The sequence below is a fragment of the Streptomyces djakartensis genome, from assembly GCF_014651075.1.
GTDB classification, from domain to species: domain Bacteria; phylum Actinomycetota; class Actinomycetes; order Streptomycetales; family Streptomycetaceae; genus Streptomyces; species Streptomyces djakartensis.
Genome location: NZ_BMWE01000005.1, coordinates 377,333 through 403,966 on the forward strand (window position 1 = coordinate 377,333; position 26,634 = coordinate 403,966).

General features: G+C 71.9%; 26 protein-coding genes. 16 read left to right on the forward strand and 10 right to left on the reverse strand.

Annotated elements, in window-relative coordinates; translation table 11 throughout:
- The first annotated feature begins 169 nt into the window (after window positions 1-169).
- The 4 genes from IE212_RS11485 to IE212_RS11500 are packed head-to-tail and all read left to right on the forward strand — an operon-like array spanning window position 170 to window position 4,054.
- Complete coding sequence (locus IE212_RS11485; protein ID WP_190197655.1) at window positions 170-2,662, forward strand: sensor histidine kinase; 2,493 nt, start codon at window positions 170-172, stop codon at window positions 2,660-2,662.
- 28 nt (window positions 2,663-2,690) lie between these two features.
- Window positions 2,691-3,122, forward strand: a complete 432-nt coding sequence (locus IE212_RS11490) for a roadblock/LC7 domain-containing protein (RefSeq protein WP_190197656.1) — start codon at window positions 2,691-2,693, stop codon at window positions 3,120-3,122.
- A 1-nt stretch (window position 3,123) separates the two neighbouring features.
- Entirely contained in the window at window positions 3,124-3,483 is a 360-nt protein-coding gene (locus IE212_RS11495; protein WP_190197657.1) for a DUF742 domain-containing protein, read from the forward strand.
- A complete protein-coding gene (locus IE212_RS11500) occupies window positions 3,470-4,054 on the forward strand; it encodes a GTP-binding protein (RefSeq protein WP_190197658.1) in 585 nt (194 codons plus the stop codon). The genes IE212_RS11495 and IE212_RS11500 overlap by 14 nt, the downstream gene beginning before the upstream one ends.
- Here IE212_RS11500 and IE212_RS11505 read toward each other — a convergent pair whose 3' ends face one another.
- From IE212_RS11505 to IE212_RS11520, 4 genes are all read right to left on the reverse strand, one after another.
- The gene (locus tag IE212_RS11505; protein WP_190197709.1) at window positions 4,055-5,014 is read right to left on the reverse strand and encodes an ABC transporter substrate-binding protein; all 960 of its coding nucleotides are present in this window, start codon (window positions 5,012-5,014) and stop codon (window positions 4,055-4,057) included.
- Window positions 5,015-5,105: 91 nt separating this feature from the next.
- Window positions 5,106-5,771 carry an ABC transporter permease gene (locus IE212_RS11510; RefSeq protein WP_190197659.1) on the reverse strand — a complete coding sequence of 222 codons (666 nt, stop codon included), beginning with the start codon at window positions 5,769-5,771 and terminating at the stop codon, window positions 5,106-5,108.
- A complete protein-coding gene (locus tag IE212_RS11515) occupies window positions 5,768-6,466 on the reverse strand; it encodes an ABC transporter permease (RefSeq protein WP_190197660.1) in 699 nt (232 codons plus the stop codon). The genes IE212_RS11510 and IE212_RS11515 overlap by 4 nt, the downstream gene beginning before the upstream one ends.
- Entirely contained in the window at window positions 6,463-7,584 is a 1,122-nt protein-coding gene (locus tag IE212_RS11520; protein WP_190197661.1) for an ABC transporter ATP-binding protein, read from the reverse strand. The genes IE212_RS11515 and IE212_RS11520 overlap by 4 nt, the downstream gene beginning before the upstream one ends.
- A 221-nt stretch (window positions 7,585-7,805) precedes the next feature.
- Here IE212_RS11520 and IE212_RS11525 point away from each other — a divergent pair, with 221 nt between their 5' ends.
- Entirely contained in the window at window positions 7,806-8,348 is a 543-nt protein-coding gene (locus IE212_RS11525) for an MOSC domain-containing protein (RefSeq protein WP_190197662.1), read from the forward strand.
- Window positions 8,349-8,484: 136 nt separating this feature from the next.
- The gene (locus IE212_RS11530) at window positions 8,485-11,343 is read left to right on the forward strand and encodes an ABC transporter substrate-binding protein (RefSeq protein WP_229864214.1); all 2,859 of its coding nucleotides are present in this window, start codon (window positions 8,485-8,487) and stop codon (window positions 11,341-11,343) included.
- A gap of 8 nt (window positions 11,344-11,351) precedes the next feature.
- Here IE212_RS11530 and msrB read toward each other — a convergent pair whose 3' ends face one another.
- From msrB to IE212_RS11550, 4 genes are all read right to left on the reverse strand, one after another.
- Window positions 11,352-11,759 carry a peptide-methionine (R)-S-oxide reductase MsrB gene (msrB, locus tag IE212_RS11535; protein WP_190197664.1) on the reverse strand — a complete coding sequence of 136 codons (408 nt, stop codon included), beginning with the start codon at window positions 11,757-11,759 and terminating at the stop codon, window positions 11,352-11,354.
- A gap of 14 nt (window positions 11,760-11,773) precedes the next feature.
- Entirely contained in the window at window positions 11,774-13,165 is a 1,392-nt protein-coding gene (gene murC / locus IE212_RS11540; RefSeq protein ID WP_190197665.1) for a UDP-N-acetylmuramate--L-alanine ligase, read from the reverse strand.
- 70 nt (window positions 13,166-13,235) lie between these two features.
- Complete coding sequence (locus tag IE212_RS11545; protein ID WP_190197666.1) at window positions 13,236-13,709, reverse strand: indole-3-glycerol phosphate synthase; 474 nt, start codon at window positions 13,707-13,709, stop codon at window positions 13,236-13,238.
- A gap of 157 nt (window positions 13,710-13,866) precedes the next feature.
- The gene (locus IE212_RS11550) at window positions 13,867-14,670 is read right to left on the reverse strand and encodes a pyrimidine reductase family protein (protein ID WP_190197667.1); all 804 of its coding nucleotides are present in this window, start codon (window positions 14,668-14,670) and stop codon (window positions 13,867-13,869) included.
- A gap of 37 nt (window positions 14,671-14,707) precedes the next feature.
- On the opposite strand from IE212_RS11550, the gene zapE reads away from it, so the two are divergent.
- The 8 genes from zapE to IE212_RS11590 all read left to right on the forward strand — a co-directional run bounded on the left by zapE (window position 14,708) and on the right by IE212_RS11590 (window position 23,666).
- Window positions 14,708-15,808, forward strand: coding sequence for a cell division protein ZapE (gene zapE / locus IE212_RS11555; protein ID WP_190197668.1), 1,101 nt, complete (start codon window positions 14,708-14,710; stop codon window positions 15,806-15,808).
- A 198-nt stretch (window positions 15,809-16,006) separates the two neighbouring features.
- Window positions 16,007-16,435 carry a hypothetical protein gene (locus IE212_RS11560; RefSeq protein ID WP_190197669.1) on the forward strand — a complete coding sequence of 143 codons (429 nt, stop codon included), beginning with the start codon at window positions 16,007-16,009 and terminating at the stop codon, window positions 16,433-16,435.
- A 79-nt stretch (window positions 16,436-16,514) separates the two neighbouring features.
- On the forward strand, window positions 16,515-17,096 hold the full coding sequence (locus IE212_RS11565) for a carbonic anhydrase (protein ID WP_190197670.1): 582 nt from the start codon (window positions 16,515-16,517) through the stop codon (window positions 17,094-17,096).
- A 14-nt stretch (window positions 17,097-17,110) separates the two neighbouring features.
- Window positions 17,111-18,604, forward strand: coding sequence for a SulP family inorganic anion transporter (locus IE212_RS11570; RefSeq protein ID WP_190197671.1), 1,494 nt, complete (start codon window positions 17,111-17,113; stop codon window positions 18,602-18,604).
- Window positions 18,605-18,774: 170 nt separating this feature from the next.
- On the forward strand, window positions 18,775-19,665 hold the full coding sequence (locus IE212_RS11575; protein ID WP_190197672.1) for a slipin family protein: 891 nt from the start codon (window positions 18,775-18,777) through the stop codon (window positions 19,663-19,665).
- A 90-nt stretch (window positions 19,666-19,755) separates the two neighbouring features.
- Window positions 19,756-21,138, forward strand: coding sequence for a PhoX family protein (locus IE212_RS11580; protein WP_190197673.1), 1,383 nt, complete (start codon window positions 19,756-19,758; stop codon window positions 21,136-21,138).
- 111 nt (window positions 21,139-21,249) lie between these two features.
- Window positions 21,250-22,767, forward strand: a complete 1,518-nt coding sequence (locus tag IE212_RS11585; protein WP_190197674.1) for an FAD-dependent oxidoreductase — start codon at window positions 21,250-21,252, stop codon at window positions 22,765-22,767.
- Between the two features lie 62 nt (window positions 22,768-22,829).
- A complete protein-coding gene (locus IE212_RS11590) occupies window positions 22,830-23,666 on the forward strand; it encodes a polysaccharide deacetylase family protein (RefSeq protein ID WP_190197675.1) in 837 nt (278 codons plus the stop codon).
- Between the two features lie 68 nt (window positions 23,667-23,734).
- Here IE212_RS11590 and IE212_RS11595 read toward each other — a convergent pair whose 3' ends face one another.
- Both IE212_RS11595 and IE212_RS11600 read right to left on the reverse strand, forming a co-directional pair.
- Complete coding sequence (locus IE212_RS11595) at window positions 23,735-24,406, reverse strand: ABC transporter (RefSeq protein ID WP_190197676.1); 672 nt, start codon at window positions 24,404-24,406, stop codon at window positions 23,735-23,737.
- On the reverse strand, window positions 24,403-25,269 hold the full coding sequence (locus tag IE212_RS11600; RefSeq protein ID WP_190197677.1) for an ABC transporter ATP-binding protein: 867 nt from the start codon (window positions 25,267-25,269) through the stop codon (window positions 24,403-24,405). The genes IE212_RS11595 and IE212_RS11600 overlap by 4 nt, the downstream gene beginning before the upstream one ends.
- A gap of 42 nt (window positions 25,270-25,311) precedes the next feature.
- On the opposite strand from IE212_RS11600, the gene IE212_RS11605 reads away from it, so the two are divergent.
- Together IE212_RS11605 and IE212_RS11610 are read left to right on the forward strand one after the other, a co-directional pair.
- A complete protein-coding gene (locus IE212_RS11605) occupies window positions 25,312-26,049 on the forward strand; it encodes an aminoacyl-tRNA hydrolase (protein ID WP_190197678.1) in 738 nt (245 codons plus the stop codon).
- Between the two features lie 99 nt (window positions 26,050-26,148).
- Entirely contained in the window at window positions 26,149-26,598 is a 450-nt protein-coding gene (locus IE212_RS11610) for a DUF7144 family membrane protein (RefSeq protein ID WP_190197679.1), read from the forward strand.
- Window positions 26,599-26,634: the final 36 nt, after the last annotated feature.

A 26,634-nucleotide genomic window follows, 5' to 3' on the forward strand; every position in this document is an offset into this window, starting at 1 on the left:
TCGCCAAAGATTCGGTCAGGTCCGGTTCGTACGGTCACTTGTACGGATAACATCCAGCCCATCCCATGTGGCGTGCGCGGCACGCCCCCACTCCCGCGCCCGTCCCCCTTCCTCCCCCACCGTTCCGCCTCCCCGCTCCCCGCTCCCCGCTGATCGCCCTAGGACGACGATGTCTCGACGGACAGGTTCCCGGCGCCGTCTCGGTTCCATACGCCTCTCCCTGGTGCTTCTGGCCCTGGTGCCCAGCGTCACCCTGGCCGCCATGTGGGGCGTGACGACGATCCAGATGTTCTCGGAGGGGCTCCGGCTGCGTGACCAGACGCAGCTGAGCCGGTCGACCGGTGCCATGGGAACCGACGCGACGCTCGCGCTGCAGCGGGAGCGGAGCCTGTCGGCGGCCTGGCTGGCCTCGCCGCACGGTTCCCGGGCCACCCTCGACGCGCAGCGCGAGGAGACCGACAAGGCGGTCGCGAAGCTGGTCGGGCAGGCGGACGCGATCGAGAAGGCGCCCGCCCGCATATCGGACCGGCTGTACTCGGTGCTGGGGTCGGTGGCCAGCCTGGAGTACTACCGGGACCAGGTCGACAACCCCACCGACATCACCGCGCAGCAGGCACTCGACCAGTACTCCTCGATCATCGACGACCAGATCCACGCCTTCCAGGAGCTCTCCCAGGTCGACGACGGCGACCTCACCTCGCAGGCCGGACCGCTGGTCGGACTGGAGCACGCGGCGGAGCTGGTCTCCCGGGAGGACGCGCAGCTGACCCTGGCCTGGCCGACCGGGCACCTGACCGACCGGGACTGGGTGCGGTTCACGGAGCTGGTGAACACCCGCCGCTGGCTGGTCCAGGACCAGGTCGTGCCCCAGCTGACGGGCACCGCCAAGGCGCGGACGGAGCAGATCCTGGCGAGCCCGGAGTGGAAGACGCTCCAGTCGGTCGAGGACCAGGTGCTGGCATCCCGGAACGCCGGCGCCGAAGCGGACCGGATCGCGCTGCCGGACGCCCGGAAGCGGTGGAACGCCGCCATGGACAAGCTGTCCGGCCACTACGCGGCCCTGATCCGGCAGCAGACCACGGAACTGCTCGAGCGCAGCGCCGACAACGCGGACGGGCTGCTGTTCAAGGCGGCGTCGCTGAGCGCCGGCGGGCTGCTGGCGCTGCTGGTGTGCGTCGGCATGTCCTGGCGGATCACCCGCTCGCTGTCCCGGCGGCTGCGCGGACTGCGCCGGGCCGCCGTCAGCCTCGCGCAGGAGCGGCTGCCCGACGTGGTGGCGCGGCTGGAACGGGGCGAGAAGGTCGACCCGGAGTCGGCGGCGCAACCGCTGGACTACGGTCACGACGAACTCGGCCAGGTGGCCCGGGCGTTCAACACCGCCCAGCGCACGGCCGTGCACACCGCGGTCGAACTCGCCGACACCCGGCGCGGTTTCCAGAAGATCATCCTGGGCATCGCCCGGCAGAGCCAGAACCTGGTCAACCTCCAGCTCAGCAAACTCGACGCGCTGGAACGCGAGCACACCGACCCGGGCATCCTCAAGGGCCTGTACGAACTGGACTCCACGGCCAGCCAGTTGCGCCGCTACGAGGAGAACCTCGTCATCGTCAGCGGCGAACGGCCCGGCCGCAGCTGGTCCGAGCCGGTGGCGCTGATCGACATCCTGCGCAGCGCGGTCGGCGAGGTCGCCGAGTACCAGCGGGTGGAGGTGCAGACCGAGGAGGAGGTGTTCGTCGCCCCGCCCGCGGTGGCCGACGTGATCCATCTGCTGGCCGAGCTCATCGACAACGCGACGGCGTACTCACCCGCCCCGAGCCCCGTGACGGTACGGGCCCAGATGGTGGCCAAGGGCCTGGCCGTCGAGGTCGAGGACCGCGGCCTCGGCATGCCGGAGGAGGACTACACGTCCTTCAACGAACAGCTCGCGGTGCCTCCGCAGTTCGACGTGGTGGCGCTCGCCGACGACCTGCGGCTCGGCATGTTCGTGGTCGGCCGGCTGGCCCACCGGCACGGCATCGCCGTCACCCTGCGCTCGTCGCCGTACGGCGGGACCACGGCGATCGTGCTGCTCCCGCACGAGATCGTGGTGCGGGAGATCCCGGGCGGCGGGGCGAGGGACGCCGGCGGCGGAACCGGCGTGAACGGCGTGGTGGCCCCGGCCGGCCCGAAAGCCGGGGACGGCGGCACGGACAACGGCGACGCTCCGGAGGACGGGCGGGTCCCGGCGGCCGGGCGGGATGCGACGGACGCCGAGCCGGCAAAGGCCCACTCCGGGGCGCCGCGAGGAGGCGATGCCCCGCGGGGAGCCGGCCGCACCGCCGGATCCTCCCATGAGGCCCGTCCCGTCGCCACGGCGCGCACGGCCGCCGCCACCACCGTCGCCGCCCGCGAGGTCGTCCCCCACCGGGACGGCCTCGCCCCGCTCCCCCGCCGGGTGCCGCAGACCAGCCTGGTGGAGGAGCTGCGCGAGGAGCCCACGCCCGAAGACGACGGCTCCTTCGACGAGTTCACGGCGGAAGCCGCCGCCTCCTCTCTGGCCGGCTTCCAGCGCGGCACGCTCCGGGCCCGCGGCAGCGACGCCGAGCCTCCGTACGGCGAGGAGCCGGCCGCACCCCGGCAGGCCGCCGCCCCGTTCTCCCCGACTCCGCCCGCCGACCGCTGACCGCCGACCGCTGAAGAAGGACACCGCGATGACACGCCCCATCCCCGCCACTCACACCCAGCTCGACCAGCTGCTGACCGGACTCGTGGAGCGGGTCGCCGACGTGAACCAGGCCGTGGTGCTCTCCGAGGACGGCCTGGTGGTGAGCAAGTCCACCGGATTCCTGCGCGACGACGCCGAGCGGCTCGCGGCCACCGCGTCCGGTCTGATGAGCCTCAGCAAGGGCGTCAGCATGGACTTCCGGGGCGGTCCGGTGCGCCAGGCGCTCATCGAGATGGCCAACAGCTATCTGATCCTGACCTCCGCCGGTCCCGGCGCTCACCTGGTCGTGCTCACCGGGCCCGGCGCGGACGTCGGCGTGGTGGCCTACCAGATGAACATGCTGGTGAAGAAGATCGGCGAGCACCTCAGCGCGGCACCGCGGGGCATGGCCGTGCCCGTCGTCGACCCCGGCGTGTGAGGTGGGCGGAGGCGACTCGGCGGGCCGGCTCGTCCGGCCGTTCACTCTGACCGGTGGCCGGACCCGGCCCAGCCGTGCCGACTTCACGCTCATCTCTACGGTGACCGCGGTCGATCCGCAGCCCGCCACGGCGGCCCGCTGCCAGCCCGAGCACAACCGGATCCTCCGGCTGTGCGCCGAGCCGGTCGCCGTGGCCGAACTGGCCGCCCTGCTCGACCTTCCGGTGAGCGTGGTCGTGATCCTGCTCTGCGACCTGCTCGAGGCGGGCCGGATCAGCGTCCGCCCGCCGCGTCTCGTCTCCCGCACCACTCCGGACCTGGACCTGCTGCAGAAAGTGAGGGACGGCCTTGGCCGGCTCTGACTCCACCACCGACGCACCCCCGGCACCCGACACCGTCAAGATCCTCATCGCCGGTGGCTTCGGCGTCGGCAAGACCACCATGGTCGGGTCGGTCAGCGAGATCGTCCCGCTGCGCACCGAGGAACCCCTGACCATGGCCGGTCTGGGCGTCGACGACCTGGACGGCATCGAGGAGAAGCGGGCCACCACCGTGGCCCTGGACTTCGGCCGGATCACCATCAGCCGGGAGCTGGTGCTGTACCTGTTCGGCACGCCAGGGCAGCAGCGCTTCTGGTTCATGTGGAACGACCTGGCCCTCGGCGCGCTCGGCGCCGTGGTCCTGGTGGACGTGCGCAGACCCGAGTCCAGCTTCGCCGCGATCGACTTCTTCGAACGCCGGGGCATCCCGTTCGTCGTGGGGGTCAACGGCTTCCACGGCGAACACCCCTACCCGGCCGAGGACATCCACGACTCGCTCGCGCTGCCCGAGGACGTCAAGGTGCTGCTGTGCGACGCCCGGGACCGTGAGTCCTGCCGTGACGTGCTGATCGCCCTGATCGACCAGCTGATCGCGTCGGCGGTCCAGTCCTAGTCAGTCCAGGCCCGCCGACTTCAGCCAGGCCCTGGCCACGTCCAGCGGGTCCTTCTTCTCCAACTGCACCTGCGCGTCCAGCTCGAGGAGTGCCTTCGTGTCCAGCTTGGCCGAGACCGCGTTCAGGGCCTCGGCGCCCTCCTCGGACAGCTCGCCCTTGCGGACCAGCGGCTGCACGTTCTGGAAGCCGAAGAGGTTCTGCGGGTCCTTCAGGACGACGAACTTCTCCCGGGCGATGGTCGGGTCGGTCGTGAAGACGTCCGCGGCCTGCACGGTGTTCTTCTTCAGCGCCGCCTGAGTCAGCGGCCCGCCCGCGTCGAGGGACTTGAAGGTCTTGAACTGAAGCCCGTACACGGACTTCAGGCCCACCAGGCCCTGGTGCCGGGTCTGGAACTCCGGCGAGCCGCCGAACACCAGGTCCTTGGCCACGTCCTTGAGGTCCGCTATGGAGGAGTCCGAGGTCAGCTTGTACTTCTTCGCGGTCTCGGAGTTCAGCGTCACCGAGTCCTTGTTCTGCGCGGCCGAGGGCTTCAGCAGCTCCAGCCCGGAGTCCAGCTTGCCGTTGATGGCGGTCGTGGTCTCCTCGACCGTCTTCGGCTTGGCCTTGGCGTCGAGGTACGCCAGCAGGGAGCCGTTGTACTCCGGCAGCACGGTGATGCCGCCGTTCTTCATCAGGCCGTACGTGGTCTCGCGACTGCCGATGTTCGGCTTGTAGGTGACCTTGACGCCCTTGGACTTGAGGGCTTCGCCGTAGATGTCGGCGAGCAGGATGCTCTCGGCGAAGTTGTTGGAGCCGACGACGACGGTGCCGCCCTTCGCGTCGCCGCCCTTCAGCGGGTCCTCGGACGTGCCGCCGGAGGAACAGCCCGCGAGGAGCGCCGCCGTGGCGGCCAGCGCTACCGCTGCCGGGCCGGGGTGCCTCGGGATGGACCGGGTGCTGCTCTTCGCCGTAATAATCACCCACTGATCCAAGCCAGCGGATATTCGCTCAGTCAAGAGCGGCCTGGTTACCAATCGGCGTCGATTCGGGCCGGATTGCGACCCCCGCCGCTCATCTCCTGCGCACCCCGGGCGAGACCGAGATCCGCGCCACCGCCCAGAACAGCGCGAGGGTGACCAGCGCCAGGACGGCCACCAGCGTCGCGCCACCCACCACCTTCTCGTAGTCGCGCTGGTAGAGCCCGTCGACGATGTACCGTCCGAGGCCGCCCAGGCTGACGTACGCGGCGATGGTCGCCGTCGAGACGATCTGGATGGCCGCCGAGCGCAGCCCGCTCAGGACCAGCGGCAGCGCGGCCGGCAGTTCCACCTGGAAGAGGATGCGCGACTCGTGCATGCCCATGCCGCGGGCGGCGTCCACCGGCGCGGGGTCGACGGAGCGCATCGCCTCGTAGGTGGTGACCAGGATCGGCGGGACGGCGAGGACGACCAGCGGGATCATCACGGGCAGCATCCCGAACCCCAGCAGGGTGGTCATCAGCACCAGCAGCCCGAAACTGGGCAGGGCCCGTCCGGCGGTGGCGACCAGGGACAGGGCGTTCCCGCCCCTGCCGTAGTGGCCGGTGACCAGGCCGACCGGCAGTCCGATGGCGGTGGCGAGGAGCAGCGCCTGCAGGGTGTAGCGCGCGTGTTCGCCGAGGCGGGCGGGGATGCCGTCGTAGCCGTGCCAGTGGGCGCTGTCGCTGAAGAAGGCGCCCGCGAAGTGGAGGACGTTCACCGGGCGGCGTCCTCCAGAGCGGGCGCCGGCCTGCGGCGCGTCGGGCGGTTCGGCATCCAGGGCGTCAGCAGCACGCGGACGAGGACCAGCAGGGCGTCGAGGACGATCGCCAGGAGGGCCGTGGTGATCACGGAGTTCCAGGTCAGTTCGGGCCGGTTGTAGATCTGCGCGTCGTGCAGCAGGTTGCCGAGGGCGCCCTGGTTGCCGATGAGCATGCCGACGCTGACGAGGGAGACGCTCGACACGGTCGCCACCCGCAGACCGGCGATGATGGCCGGTACCGCGATCGGCAACTGCACCTGGAAGTAACGCCGTACGGGACCGAAGCCCATGGCGGTGGCGGCGGCCAGGGTCTCCTCGGACACCGACCGCACCCCGTCGACGATCGCCGGGACGAGCACCACCAGGCTGTACACGGCCAGCGGGATCATCACGGTGAGTTCGCTCTGCCCGGTGTAGTCGATGAGGACGACGAAGAAGGCCAGCGACGGGATGGCGTAGAGCACGGTCGTGACGCCGAGGACGGGCGGGTACAGCCAGCGGAAGCGTACGCACAGCTGGGCGATGGGCAGCGCGAGGAGCAGCCCGGCGGCGACCGGCAGCAGGGCTTCCCTCAGGTGCAGCCCGATCAGTCCGAGCCAGCTGTGCTGGAGGTCGCTGGGGATGTCGAAGAAGTCGTGGAGGTAGTCGCTCATCCGGCGACCTCGTCGTGGGCGCGCCCGGCCGCGTGGGCGCTGCGGATCGCCTCGCCGATGGTCTGCTGCGAGACGACTCCGGTCACCTTGCCGTCGGTGTCCACGGCGACGGCCCAGCCGGTCGGGGAGAGCACCGCGCAGTCGAGGGCGACGCGCAGCGAGTCGGTGCCGGGCACGAACGGCCGCCCGTGGGACAGGAGCCGGTCGGGCCTGATGTCCCCGGCCGCCAGGTCGCCCGGTTCGCTCCAGCCGAGCGGCCTGCCGTCCGCGTCGGTGACCAGGAGGAAGGGGGCGTCGGGGGCGGCGATCTGCTCGGCGGTCGCGTCGAGCGGGATCACCGGGCCTGCCGTCAGCTCCAGCGCACCGGAGGGGAAGAAGGACAGCCGCCGGATGCCGCGGTCGCCGCCGAGGAAGTCCTCGACGAAGGCGTCGGCGGGGCCGGCCAGCAGCTCGGCGGGCGGTGCGTACTGGGCGAGGTGGCCGCCGGTGCGCAGCACGGCGACCATGGTGCCGAGTTTGATCGCCTCGTCGATGTCGTGGGTGACGAAGACGATGGTCTTGCCCAGCTCGTCCTGGATGCGCAGCAGTTCGTCCTGGAGTCCCTTGCGCACGACGGGGTCGACCGCCGAGAACGGCTCGTCCATGAGCAGCACCGGCGGGTCGGCGGCGAGCGCCCGGGCCACCCCGACGCGCTGCTGCTGGCCGCCGGACAGCTGGTACGGGTACCGCTTGGCGAGCGCGGCGTCGAGACCCACGCGTTCCATCAGCTCGGCGGCGCGGGCCCGGGCCTTCTGTCTGCCCCAGCCGAGCATGCGGGGCACGGTCGCGATGTTGTCGACGATCGTGCGGTGCTGGAAGAGGCCGGCGTTCTGGATGACGTAACCCATGGACCGCCGCAGGGTGGTGACGGGCTGCCGCTGGATGTCCTGGCCGTCGAGGAGGATCGTTCCCTCGCTCGGTTCGACCATCCTGTTGATCATTCGCAGGGTGGTCGTCTTCCCGCAGCCCGACGGTCCGACGAGGACGGTGATCGAGCGGTCGGGTATCTCCAGCGAGAGCCGGTCGACCGCCACCGTGCCGTCCGGATACCGCTTGGTGACTGATTCGATCCGTATCAAGACGCCGGGGCCCTTCGGGTTGGCGGAGACTGTCGGCCATGGTCGTACGGCTGGTGCCGGTCGAGTCTAGACGGCGGTCGTTTCCGGCCCGGGGGCGGCCGGAACCCCTCCGCGTTCTGTGCTGCGCCGGCGGGCTTCCCGGTGGCCCGGGAAGGGGCAGCCGTGGCCGCGGCGGGTTAAGCTCCGGACGGATCACTGCCGAACGGAAGGGGGCCGGCGGCATGAACGCCACGGTGACGGCGGTCAGCAGCAACGGGGTGTACTCGTTCACCAAGCCGAACCGGGACAGCATCACGCTGCTCGAAGGGCTCGGTGTGGAGGGCGACGTCCACGCGGGCGTGACGGTCAAGCACCGTTCGCGCGTCGCGCAGGACCCCACCCAGCCGAACCTGCGTCAAGTGCACCTCATCCACGAGGAGTTGTTCGCCGAGGTCGCCGCCTCCGGCTTCACGGTGGCGCCCGGTCAGCTCGGCGAGAACATCACCACGCGCGGCATCGACCTGCTCGGCCTGCCGGCCGGCACGCTGCTGCGGATCGGCGCGGACGCGGTGCTGGAGGTGACCGGCCTGCGCAATCCCTGCGTCCAGATCGACGCCTTCCAGGAGGGACTGCTGAAGCAGGTCGTCGGCCGCGACGAGACCGGCCGGGTGGTGCTCAAGGCAGGCGTCATGAGCGTGGTGCGGGCGGGCGGCGTGGTGCGGCCGGGCGACACCGTCGAGGTGCGTCTCCCGGCTGAACCGCACCGACCGCTGGAACGCGTCTGAACTCAACGGTTCTGTCGTCACCCACTCCCACCCCAGCCGCACCCGCTAGCCTCGTAAGCCACCGAAGGTGAACGGGGGGTTGCCCATGGTGAACGTCGAACGCACGCCACCGGACTGCCCTGGGGGACATGACGGCATGCCGGAGAGTGGCGCCGGGCTCCACCTCCAGGACCAGCTCGAGATCCTCATCCAGGACTTCCGCACCAGCGCCGAGCCGCCGATGCCGGTGTTCGTCGTGCACGCCCAGGACGGCGCGGACGACGACGCGGTGACCGGACTGGTCCGGCAGCTGCACGCGGGCCAGGAGGCGCACCGCACGCGCTGCGCGGTGGCGCAGGACACCTACGAGGGTGCCACCGAGGTGCGCCGGGCCGCGGCCATGGTGCGGGCGCTGAGCGATCCGAAGAGGTGGGGCGGCCCGAAGGCGGTCTACCGGCGCTACGCCTTTCCGCGGCTGCGGCTGGTGCACGCCATCGACGACGCGGTGGCGGCGCTGGGCGACACCTGGCCCGCGCCCGCCCCGGGCAGTCCCGAGGCCGGTCAGGACCAGCGGCAGCGGCTGCTGAACCAGCTGGCCCAGCAGCGCTGGCGGCCGAGGAACACCGCGCGCTGGCACTCGGGGCTGCCGCTGTTCGACATGGCGCACATCCTCCCGGCGAGCCTCGTGACCGTCCTCGCCGCGCTACTCGCCCGCAGCGAGTGGTACGTGGCGGTGGGCGCCGGTCTGGTCTTCCTGCTGCTGCTGACGGTCCTCAACTACGTCCTGCCGGGACGGGCGCCGATCTTCCTGTGGCTGCGCCGGGAGAGCCGCTGGTTCATGACGACGACCTTCCTCAGGGCACCGGACCAGGAGGATCCCACCGAGGTCTCGCTGCTCCGGCCGGTCCAGTCCTGGAAGGCGATCGCGGCCCGGGCGTACGACGTGGCCGAGGCGCTCACCGCGGGCGGCGACTTCCACCTCCAGCTGTGCGTGCTCGCGCTGCGGGAGGATTTGCGGGACAACCACCGCCGCTGGAGCTGGGACCTGCGCGGCTTCAAACGGACGCGCCCGCCGATGCTGTTCCTGCCGAACGCGGACACCCGCAACGGCGGCATCGAGCTGATCCGGGCCATCAGCGACGTCCGCAGCCGGCGCAGCGAGCTCGATCCCCTGCTCGTGGTCGCCGGGGTGCGCGCCCAGGACGTGTCGCGCCTGGAGCGCAGCGTCATTCCGGCGGCAGCCGAGCCGGAGGCGATTCCGTCCAGGTTCAGCGACCGGTTGCGCACCTGGTACCGCGAGTGGGGGCGCAACCTGCGCGCCGAGCAGTCGCCCAGCCGGGAGCGGTCCGTCCTGCCCTGGGTGATGAAGATCCCGCTGCCGCACGACCAGCTCGCTCCCGTCCAGGAACGCAGCCGCCATCTGCGGGCCTCCACACGGCCCACGCCCGCCCGGCTGGTGTGGGCCCTGCACACTCTGGTCCTGGTGATCGTCCTGCTGACCGCCGGAACCGTCATGCGGGCCGACGCCCTGCACGACCGGTACTGCTCGGCTTCCGTACTGACCGCCAACCGGGACACCCGGCGCGAGCGGACGCCCGGCGGCGGCACGGAGTGCATCGGCATCGCGACGGACGGCGTCCGCTTCGCCGACTGGCTGCCCGTGCCCGGGCCCGCCGACGAGGTCAGTGCCCTGACGGCCGACGAGGGAACGCCCTGGACGGTCGACGACCTGGAGGACCTCATCGCCGGGCAGAACGACGACGTCCTCGACCACCACTCCGGCAAGTACGTCACCGTCGTCTACGCCGGGCCGCTCAGCGCCGACTCCTCGGACGGCTCCTCCCTCGTGAAGGGCGCCGAGGAGCTGGCGGGGGTGTATCTGGCGCAGGCCGTCATCAACAAGAACTCCAGCGTCAAGCTGCGGGTGCTGCTCGCCAACGGCGGCGTGGACCTGGGCCACCAGGAGGAGATGGCCGAGGCGGTCGCCGCGTACGCCGCCGAGGACCCGACCGTGGTGGGGGTCGTCGGCACCGGCCGCGACCTGAAGTCGAGCAGGGCGACGACCCGCACGCTGATGGAGGCCGGCCTGCCGATCGTCTCCGGCACGAACTCCGCCACCTATCTGCCCCGCGAGTTCGCCAACTGGTTCAGCCTGGCCGCCACGGACCAGTGGCAGACCGAACAACTCGGCCTGATCGCGGCCCAGTTGCGCACGCCGAAGCGGCGGCAGTACGCCCTCGTCCTCGCCCGCGACACGGCGAGGACCGACGACCTGTACACCGACGAACAGGCCCGGTACGGCCAGCTCATGCTGCGCCGGCACGGCTTCACCCTGCTCGATCAGCGCCGTTACACGCTCAGCGGCGGCAAGCCGGAACTCCGCTCGCACGCCCAGGAGATCTGCCGGGGCGGCCGGGTCCCGTCGGTGATCTACTTCGCCGGCCGGGTCGAGGACATCGATTCCCTGATGACCCACCTCGGCACCGAGCCGGGCTGCGCCGGGACGCCCCTGGCCATCCTCACCGGCGACGACCTGTCCAAGGCCCGCTTCAGCGCCGGCGGGCCACCCGTCGCTCCGAAGGTCACGCTGTACCACGCGGCCCTGGCCGAGCTGAAGAAGGCCGCCGAGAGGACGACCTTCTACCTGGACGCCGCCGCGTACCTGCCGGGGCTGCGGGGCCACCGCCTGCGCTACGACAGCCCCGCCCTGGACAGCGGCCAGACCGCCCTGGCGCACGACGCCACCCGCGCCCTGTACTGGGCGGCCACCCGGGACGACCGGCCCCAGAGCCGCGCCTCGACCTGGGTGAACCTGCGCAACGTCAAGATCGAGGGCATGGCCACCGGCACCATCGACTTCACCGGCGCCCCGCTGTACGGCGACCGCGCCGGTCACAGCATCGTCCTCAAGGAGGTCAGCCGCGCCGAGGACGGCACCTCCACACTCCGCGTGGTGTGCAGCCGCGAAGCGGGGAACACCAAACGCCTCACGAGGAAGGAGTGCGCCCTTCGCTGAGCGCTGCCTCAGCCCTCGTCGGGTGTCAGCCGCAGCGCGATGCTGTTGATGCAGTACCGCTGGTCCGTGGGCGTGGGGTAGCCCTCGCCTTCGAAGACGTGCCCGAGGTGCGAGCCGCAGCGCGCGCAGCGCACCTCGGTCCGCACCATGCCGTGCGAACGGTCCTCGATCAGCTCCACCGCGTCGGTGTCCCTCGGGTCGAAGAAGGACGGCCAGCCGCAGTGGGACTCGAACTTGGTGTCCGAGGTGAACAGGTCCGCCCCGCAGGCGCGGCAGGAGTAGACGCCCCGGGTCTTGGTGTCCGTGTACTCACCGGTGAAGGCGGGCTCCGTGGCCGCCTGGCGCAGCACCGCGTACTCGCCCGGGCTCAGCTCCGCGCGCCACTGCTCGTCCGGCTTCTCGACGTCGTACGGCATGAGCCTCCAGCCCCTCAGTTCGACAGACGGTCCAGGATGCGCGGGCCGAGGTCGGTGACATCGCCCGCTCCCATGGTGAGAACGAGATCCCCCGGCTTCGCCATTCCCGCGATCACCGACGGCACGTCCGCCTTGTCGTGGACCGGCGTCACGTCGGCGCCCGCGGCCCGGGCCGCCTCGATGATCAGCTCGCTGGTCACGCCGGGGATCGGGTCCTCTCGTGCCGGGTAGATGTCCAGCACCACGGAGGCGTCCGCGAGGGCCAGGGACTGCCCCATCTCCTTGCCAAGCTCCTGCGTCCTCGAGAACAGGTGCGGCTGGAAGACGACCAGGATGCGGGAGTCGCCCGCCGCCGAGCGCATCGCCTCCAGGTCGGCCGTCATCTCCGTGGGGTGGTGGGCGTAGGAGTCGATCACCTGCACGCCGGCGGCCTCGCCCTTCAGCTGGAGCCGCCGTTTCACGCCCGTGTACGCCGCCAGCGCCCGGGCCAGCTCCCCGGCGGGGATGCCGAGCGCCACACCGGCCGCCAGCGCGGCCACCGCGTTGTGCGCGTAGTGGCGGCCGGGGACGGAGACCGTGAAGGTCAGCTCCTCACCCTCCAGCACCACCGTGACCTCGCTCTTCAGCCCCTGCGGCACGACCGACAGGATGCGCACGCCGGCGTCCTCGGACTCGCCGTACGTCACCACCCGCACGGCGCGCCCCGCGATCCGGCGGGTCAGCTCCCGGGCGCCCTCGTGGTCGGCGGTGATCACCAGGGTGCCGCCCTCGGTGACGCGGTCGACGAACGTCTCGAACGACTCGTAGATCTCGTCCATCGAGGCGTAGTTCGCGTGGTGGTCGAGCTCGACGTTGAGGACGATCGCGACCTCGGGGGTGTACTTGTGGAAGCTGCGGTCCGATTCGTCCGCCTCGGCGACGAAGATCTCGCCCTCGCCGTGCAGCGCGTTGGAGCCGGGCGCGTCCAGGTCGCCGCCGATGGCGTAGGACGGCTTCAGGCCCAGCTCGCTCAGCGACACCGCCAGCATCGAGGTCGTGGTCGTCTTGCCGTGCGTACCGGCGACCGCGATCGGGCGCAGGCCGTCCATCAGGGCGGCGAGCGCGTCGGAGCGGTGCACGACGGGGATGCCGAGCTCGGCCGCGCGGGCCAGCTCGGGGTTGTCCTGCCGGATCGCCGACGACACGACCACGCAGCTGGCGTCGTCGGCCAGGTGGTCCGCCGCGTGCCCGACGCGCACCGTCACACCCAGCGCCCGCAGTGCCTCGGCCGTCGCCGACTCCTTGGCGTCACTGCCCGCCACGACGGCCCCGCGCTGCGCGAGGATCTTCGCGATCCCCGACATCCCGGCCCCACCGATACCGATGAAGTGCGGTCGTTCCATGGCGGGGGGAAGGCCGGGTGCCATGCAGATCTCCAAGAGCGTTCCGGGACGGTTAGCGCCCCCAGCCTATTGCCTGCGCGGGGCCCGGACGCCCCTACGCCTTGCTGTGCGAGAACAGCTTCAGCACCGGCACCCCCACCTTGTGCCGGGCGCGGGACGCCCAGTCGCGGTGGAAGAACTCCTCCACGTAGTGGGGGTCGGTCAGCACGATGACCTCGTCCGCGTCGGCCTCCTCGACCAGGGACTTCAGCGCGTCCAGCGGATGATCCTCGATCAACCGCCCTTCGGCCGGGCTCCCGGAGGCCCGCAGCGCCGTGAGGGAGACCTCCAGGGCCCGCTGCCCCACGCTCAGCGCCTCCTGCCCCTCCGGTGTCTCCCCCTCGCGCACGGCCTCGTCGAGCTCGCCGAGCGCGACGTCGTCGATGGCCCGCAGCAGCCGGTCCGCCTGCTCGCCGCGCGGCTGGAGCAGCACCCGGAAGGCGACCTCCTCCTCCCCGTGCAAGGTGGTGACGAACTCCACGTCGGCGGACGTCAGGGCCTTTTCGATCATCAGTACGCTTGTGAACACACCAGGCGCCCTTCTGCTCCGGGGGGCCTGTGGCCCCATGCCGTGGGCCGTGTGCCGGACCCTGCGGAAACCATCCTGCCCCGTGTTCGCCGCCGATGACCCGACCGGCGGCATCTGTACCGAGGAGCCGTTACCCCGTGCCGCGGGATTCAGTACGTCAGGCCCGTGCGTACCTGGTGAACAGGAAGCCGTCCTCCTCCAGCATCGACACCAGCCCGAAGCGCTGCGGCACCGGGACTGCGGGGCCCCCGGCGATGCGCTGCGCCCCGCCCGCGGTGAGCATCGGGGAGACGGTCAGGCAGAGCTCGTCGAGCACACCGGCCGCCACCAGCTGCCCGAGCAGCCGCGGGCCGCCCTCGGTCAGCAGCCGGGTGTGGCCGAGGCCGGCGAGGGCCTGAACGGCACGGGCCGGATCCACGCCGACGCCGTCCCCGGCGGCCAGCACCCGCGCGCCCGCCCGCTCCGCGGCGGCGAGGCGGTCCGGGGCGGCCGAGGCTCCCGTGAGGATCAGGGTGGGTACCAGGGGCGAGGTGAACAGGGGGAGCGAGAAGTCCAGATCCAGGCTGGCGGTGATCACCGCGATCGCGGGTGCGGGGGTCTGCCCGGCCGCCTCGCGCGTCGCCGCGAACTCGGCACGCGCGCGGGCCGGGCGGTACCCCTCCCGGCGCACTGTTTCCGCGCCGACGACCACCACGTCCGCCAGGGCCCGCAGCGTGCCGAAGATCCGCATGTCGGCGGCGCTGGAGATGGGCTGCGAACGGCCGTCGTGCTGGGCTGCCCCGTCCAGGGTGGACACCATGTTGGCGCGCAGCCACGGCGCCGGCCCCTCGGGGCCCGGCTCGGGATAGGCGTAAGCCGCGGCCAGCTCGTCCAGGCTCCACTCCCGTCCGGCACGGTCCGCCACCCCCTCGCCGGGGCCCGGAGCTGCTGTTTCATCGGTCACAGGGAACAGACGTCGCATGCCGTGCAGTGTTCCACGCGCCGTAGCATGGTGAACCGTGTCCTCTTCCCCCGCCCCCTCCGGTACCGGCCCGACAACCGACGCGGCCCCGCTTTCCCTGTGCGCCCGCGAGCCGCACGTTCCCGCGGACCGGCTGGTCGCCGAAATGGTGCCGCCGCCCCGGTTCGACTCGGTGCGCTTCAGCACGTACATCCCGGACCCGAACCAGCCCAGCCAGACGGAGGCCGTCCAGGTCCTGGAGAGCTTCGCGGCGGGTCTCGGCCCGGGCGCGGGCGGATCCGGCAAGCGGCGGCTGTTCGGATTCGGCAAGGCGGCGAAGCAGGCTCCGGCCGGCCCGCGCGGCGTCTACCTCGACGGCGGCTACGGCGTCGGCAAGACCCACCTGCTGGCGTCCCTGTGGCACGCCACCCCGGCCGAGCCGGAGCTCAAGGCCTTCGGCACCTTCGTGGAGCTGACCAACCTGGTCGGCGCCCTCGGGTTCCAGAAGACCGTCCAGACGCTGTCCGGCCACCGTCTGCTGTGCATCGACGAGTTCGAGCTCGACGACCCCGGTGACACCGTCCTGGTCTCCACCCTGCTCGGCAAGCTCGTCGACGCGGGCGTGGCGCTCGCCGCCACCTCGAACACCCTGCCCGGCAAGCTCGGTGAGGGCCGGTTCGCCGCGGCCGACTTCCTGCGCGAGATCCAGGGCCTGTCGGCGCATTTCCGCCCCCTGCGCATCGACGGCGAGGACTACCGTCACCGCGGCCTGCCCAAGGCTCCGCCGCCCTACTCCGACGAGCAGGTGACCAAGGCGGCGCACGCCACCGAGGGGGCCTCGCTCGACGCGTTCTCGCCCCTCCTGGAGCACCTCGCCCGGGTCCACCCCAGTCGCTACGGCGCTCTGACGGACGGAATCGAGGCCGTGTGCCTCACCGGGGTGCGGCCGGTTCCCGACCAGTCGACGGCCCTCAGGCTCGTCGTCCTCGCGGACCGGCTCTACGACCGTGAGGTGCCCGTGATGGCCTCGGGTCTGCCCTTCGACCAGCTGTTCAGCGAGGAGATGCTGAACGGCGGCTACCGCAAGAAGTACTTCCGGGCCATCTCCCGGCTCACGGCCCTGGCCCGCGACGCGGGCCGGCTCGCCGACCCCCGGTGACCACAATCCCAATACCGCGCCAACTACCGTGAAGTAAGGGCTTTTTCAAGCCAGCCCAGCCACGGTTTTCAGGCTCTCTTCAGCTTGAAACACTAAGTTAACCCTGCAAACGGCTTTGCAGGGTTAACGTGTTTCTTGACCAGTGATTGACCAACTGTTGGTCAGCGCTAGACGTGTTGAGCATCCGGAGGGGGGCGCATGTACCGAGGTACGACGGCACGGACCGTGGTTTCGCTGCTCTCCGCCGTCCTGCTCGCCCTCCAGTTCTTCGCTCCGGCAGCGTCCTTCGCAACCGCGCACTCCCCCAGTCAAGTCGAGGCCAAGCCCCAGACCGGAACCACACCCTCCGGCAAGTCCTCGCGTCCCGGGACCGAGTTCACCGGGAAGGCACTGCGCGACGAGATCGCCTCGTGCCGCGCCGGACACCACGGGGACCCGACCGGTCCCCTGCGGACCCGTCTCCGCACCCACGCAGCCGACTCCGCGCCCCCGGCACCCGAGCGGCCGCCGCTCAGGCACATCCAGCCGACGGCGGAGGAACCGGTCACCCCCGGCGCCGCGCACCAACGCACGTCGAGATCCTCGGCGTCGCACACTCCGGCAGCGCTTCAGATCTTCCGCTGCTGAGGATCAGAGCCGTTCACCCCCACCTCTGTCATGTCCGTCCGACGCGCCCCCACGCGCGCCAGGAGGAGTCACCACACTCATGCAGCCCCTCATCGACAACGCCCGCATGTTCGGACAGCGCCCTGAGGAGTTCGCCCGCCTCGCCGAGGGCCAGTCCCCCGACGTCCTGTTCATCACCTGCTCCGACTCCAGGGTCGTACCGGCCCTGATCACGGGCGCCCGGCCCGGCGAGCTCTTCGAGCTGCGCACAGCGGGCAACGTCGTCCCGCCGTACGCCTCCGCCACCCCCACCGGCGAGGCGGCCACCATCGAGTACGCCGTCCAGGTGCTCGGCGTCCAGCACATCGTGGTGTGCGGCCACTCCCACTGCGGCGCCGTCGGCGCGGTGGTGCGCCACGACGATCTCGCCGCCGTACCCGCCGTGCGGGACTGGCTCGCCCACGCGGCGGACGAGCCCAAGTGCTCCGACCCCGGCGACCCGACGGTCGCCGAGGCGGTGCAGAACCACGTGCTGACGCAGCTGCTGCGGCTGCGTTCCTACCCCTGCATCGAGCAGCGCCTCGAGGCGGGTGAACTCCAGCTGCACGGCTGGTACTACGAGGTCCACACCGGCGTCGTGCGGGAACACCGCGCGCAGTCCGACACGTTCGAGACGCTCTGAGGGGGCCGGTGACCATGCTGTCGAAGTTCCCTTACCTGAGGCAGGACTTCCTCGCCTCGATCGTCGTCTTCCTTGTCGCGGTGCCGTTGTGCGTCGGCGTGGCGGTCGCCTCCGGCGTCCCCGCCGAGCTGGGTCTCATCACCGGCATCGTCGGCGGCCTCGTCACCGGGCTGATGCGCGGCAGCAGCCTTCAGGTCTCCGGGCCCGCCGCCGGCCTCACCGTGCTGGTCTTCGAGGCCGTCAGCGAGTTCGGAGTGGCCACGCTCGGCGTGATCGTGCTGATCGCCGGGCTGCTCCAGCTCGCCATGGGCTTCCTCGGGATAGGCCGCTGGTTCCGGGCGATCTCCGTCTCGGTCGTCGAGGGCATGCTGTGCGGCATCGGACTGGTGATCATCGCCGGTCAGGTCTACGCGGCGGCGGGCCTGAAGGCACCCGAGTCCGGACTCGACAAGATCGCCGGCCTGCCCGGGATGTTCGCCGACACGCTCGGCAGCACCCGGGCCCTGATGTCCCTCGCGATCGGCGCGGGCACCATCGCCGTCATCGTGCTGTGGAAGAAGCTGCCGAAGGCGGTCCAGACCGTGCCCGGCGCCCTCGCGGCGGTCGTCCTGGCCACGGCCGCCACGCTCGCCTTCTCCCTTCCGGTCGCCACCGTCCAGGTGGAGGGCCTGCTCGGCGTCATCCAGCCGCCCGGGGCCGAGGCCTTCGGCGAGCTGGCGAGCCCGGCCATCTGGGGCACCATCATCGCCTTCGCGCTGATCGCCTCCGCGGAGAGCCTGTTCAGCGCGGCGGCCGTGGACCGGCTGCACAACGGCCCGCGCACCGAGTACAACAAGGAGATGATCGCCCAGGGCGCGGGCAACACCCTGTGCGGTCTGCTCGGCGCGCTGCCGATGACCGCGGTCATCGTGCGCAGCTCCGCCAACGTCGCCGCGGGCGCCAGGACCAAGGCGTCCCGGGTGCTGCACGGCGTGTGGCTGCTGCTGTTCGCCGCCGCGATGCCGTGGGCCCTGGCCCTGATACCGATCCCCGCTCTCGCGGGCATCCTGGTGCACGCCGGCTGGAAGCTGATCCCGTTCCGCCAGATCACGGCGCTGTGGCGGGCCCACAAGGGTGAGGCGCTGATCCTGGTGGTCACCGCCGTGTCCATCGTCGCGGTGAACATGTTCGAGGGTGTGCTCATCGGTCTGGCCCTGTCGGTCGTGAAGACCGCCTGGGAGGCGTCGCACGTCAGGCTCGACGTCATCGACAAGGGCGCCGGTCCCATCCAGGCGTACCTGTCGGGCAACGCGACGTTCCTGCGGCTGCCGAAGATCCTGGACAGCCTGGAGAACCTGCCGCAGGACCGCCCGGTCGAGCTGGACCTGAAGGGTCTGCACCACCTCGACCACGCCTGCCGCACGGCCCTGGAGAGCTGGGCCGAACGCCACAGCGCGACGGGCACCGAGCCGGTGAAGGTCATGGAGCCGGAGGAGTCGCCTCAGAGCGAGAAGGTGGCGGCGGTCTAGCAAGCCGGCCGTACCACCCGGTCTCCCCCGGTCCGGGGCGCGCACCCCACGCGCGCCCCGGGCCGCCGTGTGTGCGGCTGCGCCCGGCCCCCGGGCGTGGCCCCGCGACCCGAACCGGGCATATCGTTGCAGAAGCAGAAAAAACCGGACCTCTGGACGGGGAGGTCACCATGCTCGAAGAGCTGGTCGCGGCGATTCTGGCCGCCGGTGCCGCCGGCGTGGTCTATCTGGCCGCGGCGGCCCGGGTCGTGAAGCAGTACGAGCGCGGGGTCGTATTCCGGCTCGGCCGGCTGCACGGCGACGTACGCCGGCCCGGGTTCACCATGATCGTTCCGGCGGTGGACCGCATGCGCAAGGTCAACATGCAGATCGTGACCATGCCGGTGCCCGCCCAGGAGGGCATCACCCGCGACAACGTGACCGTGCGGGTCGACGCGGTGGTGTACTTCAAGGTCGTGGACCCCGGCGCCGCGGTCGTCAACGTGGAGGACTACCGCTTCGCGGTGTCCCAGATGGCACAGACCTCGCTGCGCTCGATCATCGGCAAGAGCGAGCTGGACGATCTCCTGTCCAACCGGGAGAAGCTCAACCAGGGCCTGGAGCTGATGATCGACAGCCCGGCCGTGGAATGGGGTGTGACCATCGACCGCGTCGAGATCAAGGACGTGTCCCTGCCCGACACGATGAAGCGCTCCATGGCCCGTCAGGCCGAGGCCGACCGCGAGCGCCGTGCCCGCCTGATCAACGCCGACGCCGAGTACCAGGCCTCGAAGAAACTGGCCCAGGCCGCCCACCAGATGGCGGACACCCCCTCGGCGCTCCAGCTCCGGCTGCTGCAGACCGTGATGGCCGTGGCGGCGGAGAAGAACTCGACCCTGGTGCTGCCCATCCCGGTGGAGCTCCTGCGGTTCCTGGAAAGGGGACGTGAGGAAGGCCGGCCGGCGGACGCCGACGCCCACGCCGACACCGACGCCCACGCCGACACCGACGCCGACGCCGACGCCGACGCCGACAAGACGGAACGGGCCATGGAGGAGCTGCGGCGCGCGGTCGAGCAGTGACGCGCGCTACGCGCGTGGTTCCCGCGACCCGCCCCAGGTGATAGACACAGCGGGATCACTGTTCCTGTCCGCCAGCAGGAAGGTTTCCCCATGACCGAATCCGGTCGTTCCGCCACACGACGTCAGGTGCTCGCCGGGGCGGGCGCCGCGGGCCTCGGGATCGCGTTCTCCGGCGCCCTGTCAGAACTCTTCGCCGGCACCGCCGCCGCGCAGCCGCTCGGCCGCGACGGCTACGGCCCGCTCGTCCCCGACCCCGAGGGGCTGCTGGATCTGCCGGAGGGCTTCAGCTACCGGGTCCTCTCCCGGCAGGGGGACGAGCTCCGTTCGGGTGAGGGCAAGGTCCCCTCCAACCACGACGGCATGTCGGCCTTCGCCGGCGGAGCCGGCCGTGTCCACCTGGTCCGCAACCACGAGAACCGCGCAGGCGGAAAGATCCCGGTCCCGGCCGTCGAGGGCCTCACCTATGATCCGGCCGGCAAGGGCGGCTGTACGGCGCTGACGCTGGACGCGCGGGGCCGCGTGCTGTCCGAGCGCGTCGCGATCGCCGGTACGGCCGTGAACTGCGCGGGCGGCCCCACGCCGTGGGGCACCTGGCTGACCTGTGAGGAGACCGAGGACAAGGCCGGCACCAACGGCTACACCAAGGACCACGGCTTCATCTTCGAGGTCGACCCGGCCGACCCGCGCCGCACCGGAGCCGTGCCGCTGACCGCGATGGGCCGCTTCCAGCACGAGGCGATCGCCGTCGACCCCAGGCGGGGGGTGGTGTACGAGACGGAGGACGCCTTCGAGAAGCCCTTCGGCCTCTTCTACCGCTTCCTGCCGGAGAAGCCCCTGGGCGGCCGGGGTTCGCTGCGCGCGGGCGGCAGGCTCCAGGCCATGCGCGTGCCGGGGGTACCCGACCTGTCCACCATCCAGGACATCGGCGCCGAGTTCGACGGCATCGAGTGGGTGGACGTCCCCGACCCGCAGGCGGCTCAGACGCCCATCCGGTTCCAGGACTTCGGCCGCGGAGGCATCACACACGCGCAGAAGCTGGAGGGCTGCTACTGGGGCGGGCGTTCGGTGTACTTCGTGTCGTCGTTCGCGCGCCGGTCGGACGGTTCGGCCGCCGACCACTACGGGCAGGTCTGGCGCTACGACCCGGAGTGCCGCAGGCTGACCCTGGTGATCGTCTTCGGCCCGGACACCGACCTGCAGCTCCCGGGCGAGTCGCCGGACAACATCTGCCTGGCGCCCAGCGGCGGCCTGATGGTCTGCGAGGACGGCGAGGGCGCCCAGCACGTCTACGGGGTGACCCGGCGCGGCAAGGTCTACGCGATGGCCCGCAACCGGCAGAACATCGGCACCCCGGAAGCGCCCGAGTGGGGTGAGTTCGCCGGCGTGACCTTCTCCCCCGACGGGGACACGATGTACGTCAACTGCTACAACCCCGGCACCACGTTCGCGGTGACGGGCCCCTGGCGCCGTTAGGGGTCCTTTCACTATGCCCGCCCGGACCACGCGACCCGGGCGGGCATAGTTCTCTTTCCCTCCTCGCGAAGCGCCCCACTGAAGCGGGCGGACGGGGGTACTCGGCGACGTATGAGCGAGAAGCAGCAGGTCAGCAGCTCCTACTGGCTCGACACGGCACCGGGCGGCCGGTTCCCGGCGCTGACGGAGGACGTGGACGTCGACGTGGCGGTGATCGGGGCCGGGATCGCCGGGCTGAGTACGGCGTGGGAGCTCGCGCGGGCCGGGCGGAGCGTCGCGGTACTGGAGGCCGGGCGGGTCGCGGCGTCGGTCACCGGGCACACCACCGCCAAGGTCACCGTCCTGCACTCGCTCGTCTACGACAAACTGCGCCGCACCCGCGGCCCCGAGGGCGCGCGGCTGTACGCCCGCTCCCAGTCCGAGGCGCTCGAGCACGCGGCCGGGGTCGTCGCGGAACTGGGCATCGACTGCGAGTGGGAGACCAGGAGCGCCTACACCTACGCCTGTGACGCGGGCCGGGTCGAGGAACTGCGTGCCGAGGCGCGGGCGGCGGCCGAGGCCGGGCTGCCCGCCTCGTTTGTGACGGAGACCGGTCTGCCCTTCCCGGTGGCGGGCGCGGTCCAAGTCACCGGGCAGGCCCAGTTCCACCCGCGCAAGTACCTGCTGGCCCTCGCCGCCGACCTGGTGGAACGCGGCGGGCACATCTACGAGGACACCACTGTCCTCGGCCTGGACGAAGGCGAACCGTGCCGGCTGTCGACGGCGGCCGGGGCGACGGTCCGGGCCCGGGACGTCGTCGTCGCGACGCACTACCCGATCTTCGACCGGGCCATGCTGTTCACCCGGCTGTCCCCGCGCCGCGAACTGGTGGTCGCCGGCACGATCCCCGCGGACCAGGACCCGGGCGGCATGTTCATCACGCCCGACGAAGGCACCCGCTCGGTGCGCACCGCGCCCTTCGAGGGCGACCGGCGCCTGCTCGTGGTCACCGGCGAGCACTTCACGCCCGGCACGGGCGACCCGAGGGCCAGTTTTGAGAACCTCACCGCCTGGGCGGTCGACCACTTCCCGGACCTCGACGTCACCCACCGCTGGGCCACCCAGGACAACGACCCGACGGACACCGTGCCGATGGTGGGCCCGTTGCACCCGGGTGCAAGGCACGCCTATGTGGCCACCGGCTTCGCCGGCTGGGGCATGACCGGCGGCATCATGGCGGGCCGTCTGCTCACCGCGCAGATCACCGGCGAGGAGTGCGCGTGGAGCGGGCTGTACGACCCGCGCCGGGTGAGGCCCGCCGTGCGGGAGGCACCGTCGTTCCTGAAGACGCAGGCCAAGGTCGCCGGGCACTTCGTGGGCGACCGGTTGCGGCCGTCGCCGCCGGTGGAGTCCCTGCCGCCCGGCGAGGGCGCCGTGGTCCGTGCCGACGGCCACCGCGTCGCGGTCTACCGGGACGACGACGGGGCCCTGCACGCCGTCTCCGCCCGCTGCACCCACCTGGGCTGCCTGGTCTCCTTCAACGGCGCCGAGCGCGCCTGGGAGTGCCCCTGCCACGGCTCCCGTTTCGACACGGACGGCAAGGTGATCCAGGGACCGGCGACCAAGCCGCTGGAGCGCCGGGACATCTGACGCTCGGGTGACAGCCGCACGGGACAGGAATACCCGGGCGATCCGGCTCATATCTTCATACGGTGATCGCACTTCTCCGTCGCGCCGGCCTGGTGTGCGCCCTCGGCGCCGCCCTCGCCGCCTGCGGGACCGCCCAGCCCCAGCGGAGGACGCCCCCCGCGCCGGTGTCCGCGCCACCGCCCGCGCCCCCCACCCTCGCGCCCGGCCCGGCCGGTCTGACCCCCGTCTTCGAACACGGTCCCCGCTCGCGCGGCAGGACCGTCGCACTCACCTTCGACGCCGACATGACCGCCGGGCAGGGGGCGCGAGCGGCGGCGGGTGAACGGTTCGACCATCCGCAGCTGATCTCGACACTGCGCGCGCTGAGGGTGCCGGCCACCGTGTTCATGACCGGGCGGTGGGCGGAGGAGTATCCGGACCAGGCCCGCTCCATCGGCCGGGACCCGCGCTTCGAGGTCGCGAACCACTCCTACAGCCACTACGCGTACACCCGGGACTGCTACGGCCTGCCGACCGTGCCCCGCAAACTCATGCGGTCGGACGTGGAGCGGGCCTACGCCGCCTTCCGGAAGGCCGGCGTGCGGGCCCCGATGCCGTACTTCCGCTTCCCCGGCGGCTGTTACGACCGGCGGGCGCTCCGGGCGCTGACCCCGACCGGTGTGACCGCCGTGCAGTGGGACGTGGTCGGCGGCGACGCGTTCGAGACCGACGCGGACGTGGTGGTGCGGCAGGTGCTCGACGGGGTGCGGCCGGGGTCGGTGGTCGTGCTGCACTGCACGCGCAGTGCCGCTCCGGCGACCGAACGGGCGGTGCGCGCGATCGTGCCCGCGCTGCGCGGCAGGGGCTTCAGGTTCGTGAAGGTCTCCGAGCTGATCGGGACCGTGGGTGGACGGCGCTGACCGTCCTACGCTGGACGTATGACGCGGTGGGGGTCCGCGAGTGGCGGGAAGCGGAGCGCACCACCTGCTCAGGGTGATCTGCGGGCCGCCAGCGCACCGGCCAGGGCCAGCGCGGCGGCCGTGACCAGGGCTGCCGCGGCCAGGGGCAGCAGCGGGAGCGGGACGGTACCCGACCGTGAGCCGGTCACCAGGCCCTGTACCGCCGCCTGCGCCGGAGAACCGGTGGCCACCAGGGACAGCAGCGTCGCCGGCAGCAGCGCCAGGACGGCACGGCCCCGCGACCGCAGCAGCGGGCGGCTGGTGAGCGCGCCGACGGCCGTGCCGAGCAGGGCGCACGACAGGGCGGCGAGGAGTCCGGCCCCGCAGGCGGGGACGAGCGGCACCGGGGTGCGGTGGTCGGAGGCGACGGGGGCGCTGACCAGCGTCACCAGCAGGGTCGTGACCGCGCCGAGCGCCGCCGAGGCGGCCGGTGCCACCAGCAGACACGCCACGTGGGCTCGGGCGGGCCCGGCGGCCGCCGCCACGCAGCCGCGCGCGGCGTCCGGCTCGGCTGTGACGCAGATCCGCGTCAGCCAGGCGGCGACCGGCAGCAGTGCGGCGGCGGCGTAGCCGAGCGAGTCGAGCACCGGCTGGCCGGCCCGGACACTGACCGCGAGGAAGGCGGCGTACAGCAGGAACGGCGGAAGCCAGCGCTGCGATCGCAGCAGGAGGGCGGCGTGGTAGCGCAGCAGGGCGGTCATCGAAGGCCCCCGGAGGTGTCGTCCGGCTGGGACACGCTCACCACATGCCAGGGCGGGCGGGCCGTGAGGAGGGTGCGGAGCAGGACGTCGGAGTGCGGAGCGGGGACGGTGAGGCGGTAGCGGCCCGGCCCGGTCTCCTCGGCCGAAGTGGCCGTCCGGCGTACGTCCTCGGGGAGCTGTCCCTGCGGTGGGCCCTGCGTCTCGACGGTCATGTGCGGGCCGGACGGAACCGTCTCCCGGGCCGCCCGCGGGGCGAGGCGTCCGTCGCGCACGGCGTAGGTCGCGTCGGGCAGCCCGGCGAGGCGGCGCGGGTCGTGGTCGACGAACACCGCGGAGCCGCCGGCCGCCGTGCGCTCCGCGACGGCCCGTTCGAACTCGGCGCGGGCATCGGCGTCCAGGCCGGTCCAGGCCTCGTCCAGCACCAGCAGCTCCGGCTCCCCCAGCAAAGCCTGGGCGACGGCGACCTTCTGGCTGCCGCCCTTGGACAGCCGGGCCATCGGCGTCCCGGCGTACGCGGCGGCGCCGAGGCGTTCCAGCCACTCGCCCGCGGCACGGGCGGCCGCCGCGCGGGTCAGGCCGTGCACGGTGCCGAGGTGGGTGAGGTAGCCGAGGGCGGTGAACGGCAGCGCCGCCGGGAAACGCTCGGGGACGTAGGCCGTGCGCGGGCGGCCGGTGATCCGGCCCTCGCTGGGGGAGTCGATGCCGGCGAGCAGCCGCAGGAGGGTGGACTTGCCGCTGCCGTTCGCGCCCTCGACGCGCACGAGCCGGCCCGGGGCGACCGTCAGGTCGACGCCGCGTAACACCCAGGGGCCGCGCAGACCGTAGCGGCGGCCCGCGTGGTGAAGGCACAGGTCGGGTCGCATGCGGCCATCCTGCACGATCTCCCGGCTGGCACACTGGGATTCGTGAGCGAAGACCCCACGCCCGTGAGTGACAGCCCCTTCCGGTCCGAACCCTCGGCGCGCGACACGGCACCGCAGTTCGTGCTGCCGCTGGTCGTGCGGATCGAGCGTACGGACCCTCCGGCGCGTACGGACGCCCTGGAGACGGCCGCGCGGGCGGTGCTGACCATCCTCGGTGACGAGCGGTCGGCCGGAGACGGCGAGTGGGCCCAGGCCATGCGCGACTGGCAGGACGCCAGGATCCGCAAGGTGGTGCGGCGGGCTCGCGGCGCCGAGTGGCGGCGGGCCGAGGCGCTGCCCGGCATCACGGTCACCGGCAAGTCGGCCCAGGTGCGGGTCTTCCCGCCGGTCCCGCTGGACGGCTGGCCCAAGGACCTGGCCCGGCTCCAGGTCTCCGGCACCGACCTGGACGACCCGGAACCGCCGGTGGAGGCGGACGCGACCGCCCCGGTGCTGTGGCTGAACCCCGGGCTCGGCATGTCGGCCGGCAAGGCGATGGCCCAGGCGGGGCACGCCGCGCAGCTCGCCTGGTGGGAGCTGTCCGGCGAGGAGCGTGCCGCGTGGCACGACGCGGGCTTCCCGCTCGCCGTACGGACCGCCGGGGCGGCCTTCTGGCCCGGGCTGACGGGCAGCGGACTGCCGTTGGTCCGCGACGCGGGGTTCACGGAGATCGCGCCCGGCTCGTGCACGGTCGTCGCGGACCACCCTGCGCTGCGCCGGGGCCGCCGGGACCTGTCGTAGGCGCTCCGGCGGCCACTCGTTCGCAGTAGCCGCGGGCGCGCCGGACGCGGACGGATGCTCCAGTGGGGTTACCGGACAACCCTCATTCAGGAGGCAGCCATGACCAGCGCCGCACCCTCTCCCTCCGCCGACGACCGGACGCCCGGCGGTTCCGGCTCCGGCGGTACCGAAGATTCCTCGACGGCCGGAGATCTCGCTCTGAGCGGCACCCTGATGGTCGTCTACGGCCTCTTCGCGGTGTTCCAGGGCATCGCGGCGATCGCGAACGACGAGGTGTACACGAGCTTCGGCGACTACGTCTTCACGTTCGACCTGACGGCGTGGGGCTGGATCCACCTGGTCGTCGGCGTGCTCGTGGTCGCGGCCGGGTTCGGTCTGTTCACCGCTGAGCCCTGGGCGCGGGTCGTGGCCGCGATCGTGGTCGGGCTGGCGCTGATCGCGAACTTCATCTGGCTGCCGTACCAGCCGTTCTGGTCGATCATCATGATCGTGACCGGCCTGTTCGTCCTGTGGTCGGTGTTCAACTACCGCTCCTCCCGTACGGTGTAGCGCCGCCGAACCTCAAATGTTCCTCTGAAGCATGGC

Bases quoted from the DNA above. Each gene is read 5' to 3' on its own strand.
- IE212_RS11485 (WP_190197655.1), top strand. From the start codon at position 170: ATGTCTCGACGGACAGGTTCCCGGCGCCGTCTCGGTTCCATACGCCTC.
- IE212_RS11490 (WP_190197656.1), top strand. From the start codon at position 2,691: ATGACACGCCCCATCCCCGCCACTCACACCCAGCTCGACCAGCTGCTG.
- IE212_RS11515 (WP_190197660.1), bottom strand. From the start codon at position 6,466: ATGAGCGACTACCTCCACGACTTCTTCGACATCCCCAGCGACCTCCAG.
- IE212_RS11525 (WP_190197662.1), top strand. From the start codon at position 7,806: ATGAACGCCACGGTGACGGCGGTCAGCAGCAACGGGGTGTACTCGTTC.
- IE212_RS11530 (WP_229864214.1), top strand. From the start codon at position 8,485: ATGCCGGAGAGTGGCGCCGGGCTCCACCTCCAGGACCAGCTCGAGATC.
- msrB (WP_190197664.1), bottom strand. From the start codon at position 11,759: ATGCCGTACGACGTCGAGAAGCCGGACGAGCAGTGGCGCGCGGAGCTG.
- murC (WP_190197665.1), bottom strand. From the start codon at position 13,165: ATGGCACCCGGCCTTCCCCCCGCCATGGAACGACCGCACTTCATCGGT.
- IE212_RS11550 (WP_190197667.1), bottom strand. From the start codon at position 14,670: ATGCGACGTCTGTTCCCTGTGACCGATGAAACAGCAGCTCCGGGCCCC.
- IE212_RS11560 (WP_190197669.1), top strand. From the start codon at position 16,007: ATGTACCGAGGTACGACGGCACGGACCGTGGTTTCGCTGCTCTCCGCC.
- IE212_RS11565 (WP_190197670.1), top strand. From the start codon at position 16,515: ATGCAGCCCCTCATCGACAACGCCCGCATGTTCGGACAGCGCCCTGAG.
- IE212_RS11570 (WP_190197671.1), top strand. From the start codon at position 17,111: ATGCTGTCGAAGTTCCCTTACCTGAGGCAGGACTTCCTCGCCTCGATC.
- IE212_RS11575 (WP_190197672.1), top strand. From the start codon at position 18,775: ATGCTCGAAGAGCTGGTCGCGGCGATTCTGGCCGCCGGTGCCGCCGGC.
- IE212_RS11580 (WP_190197673.1), top strand. From the start codon at position 19,756: ATGACCGAATCCGGTCGTTCCGCCACACGACGTCAGGTGCTCGCCGGG.
- IE212_RS11585 (WP_190197674.1), top strand. From the start codon at position 21,250: ATGAGCGAGAAGCAGCAGGTCAGCAGCTCCTACTGGCTCGACACGGCA.
- IE212_RS11595 (WP_190197676.1), bottom strand. From the start codon at position 24,406: ATGACCGCCCTGCTGCGCTACCACGCCGCCCTCCTGCTGCGATCGCAG.
- IE212_RS11600 (WP_190197677.1), bottom strand. From the start codon at position 25,269: ATGCGACCCGACCTGTGCCTTCACCACGCGGGCCGCCGCTACGGTCTG.
- IE212_RS11610 (WP_190197679.1), top strand. From the start codon at position 26,149: ATGACCAGCGCCGCACCCTCTCCCTCCGCCGACGACCGGACGCCCGGC.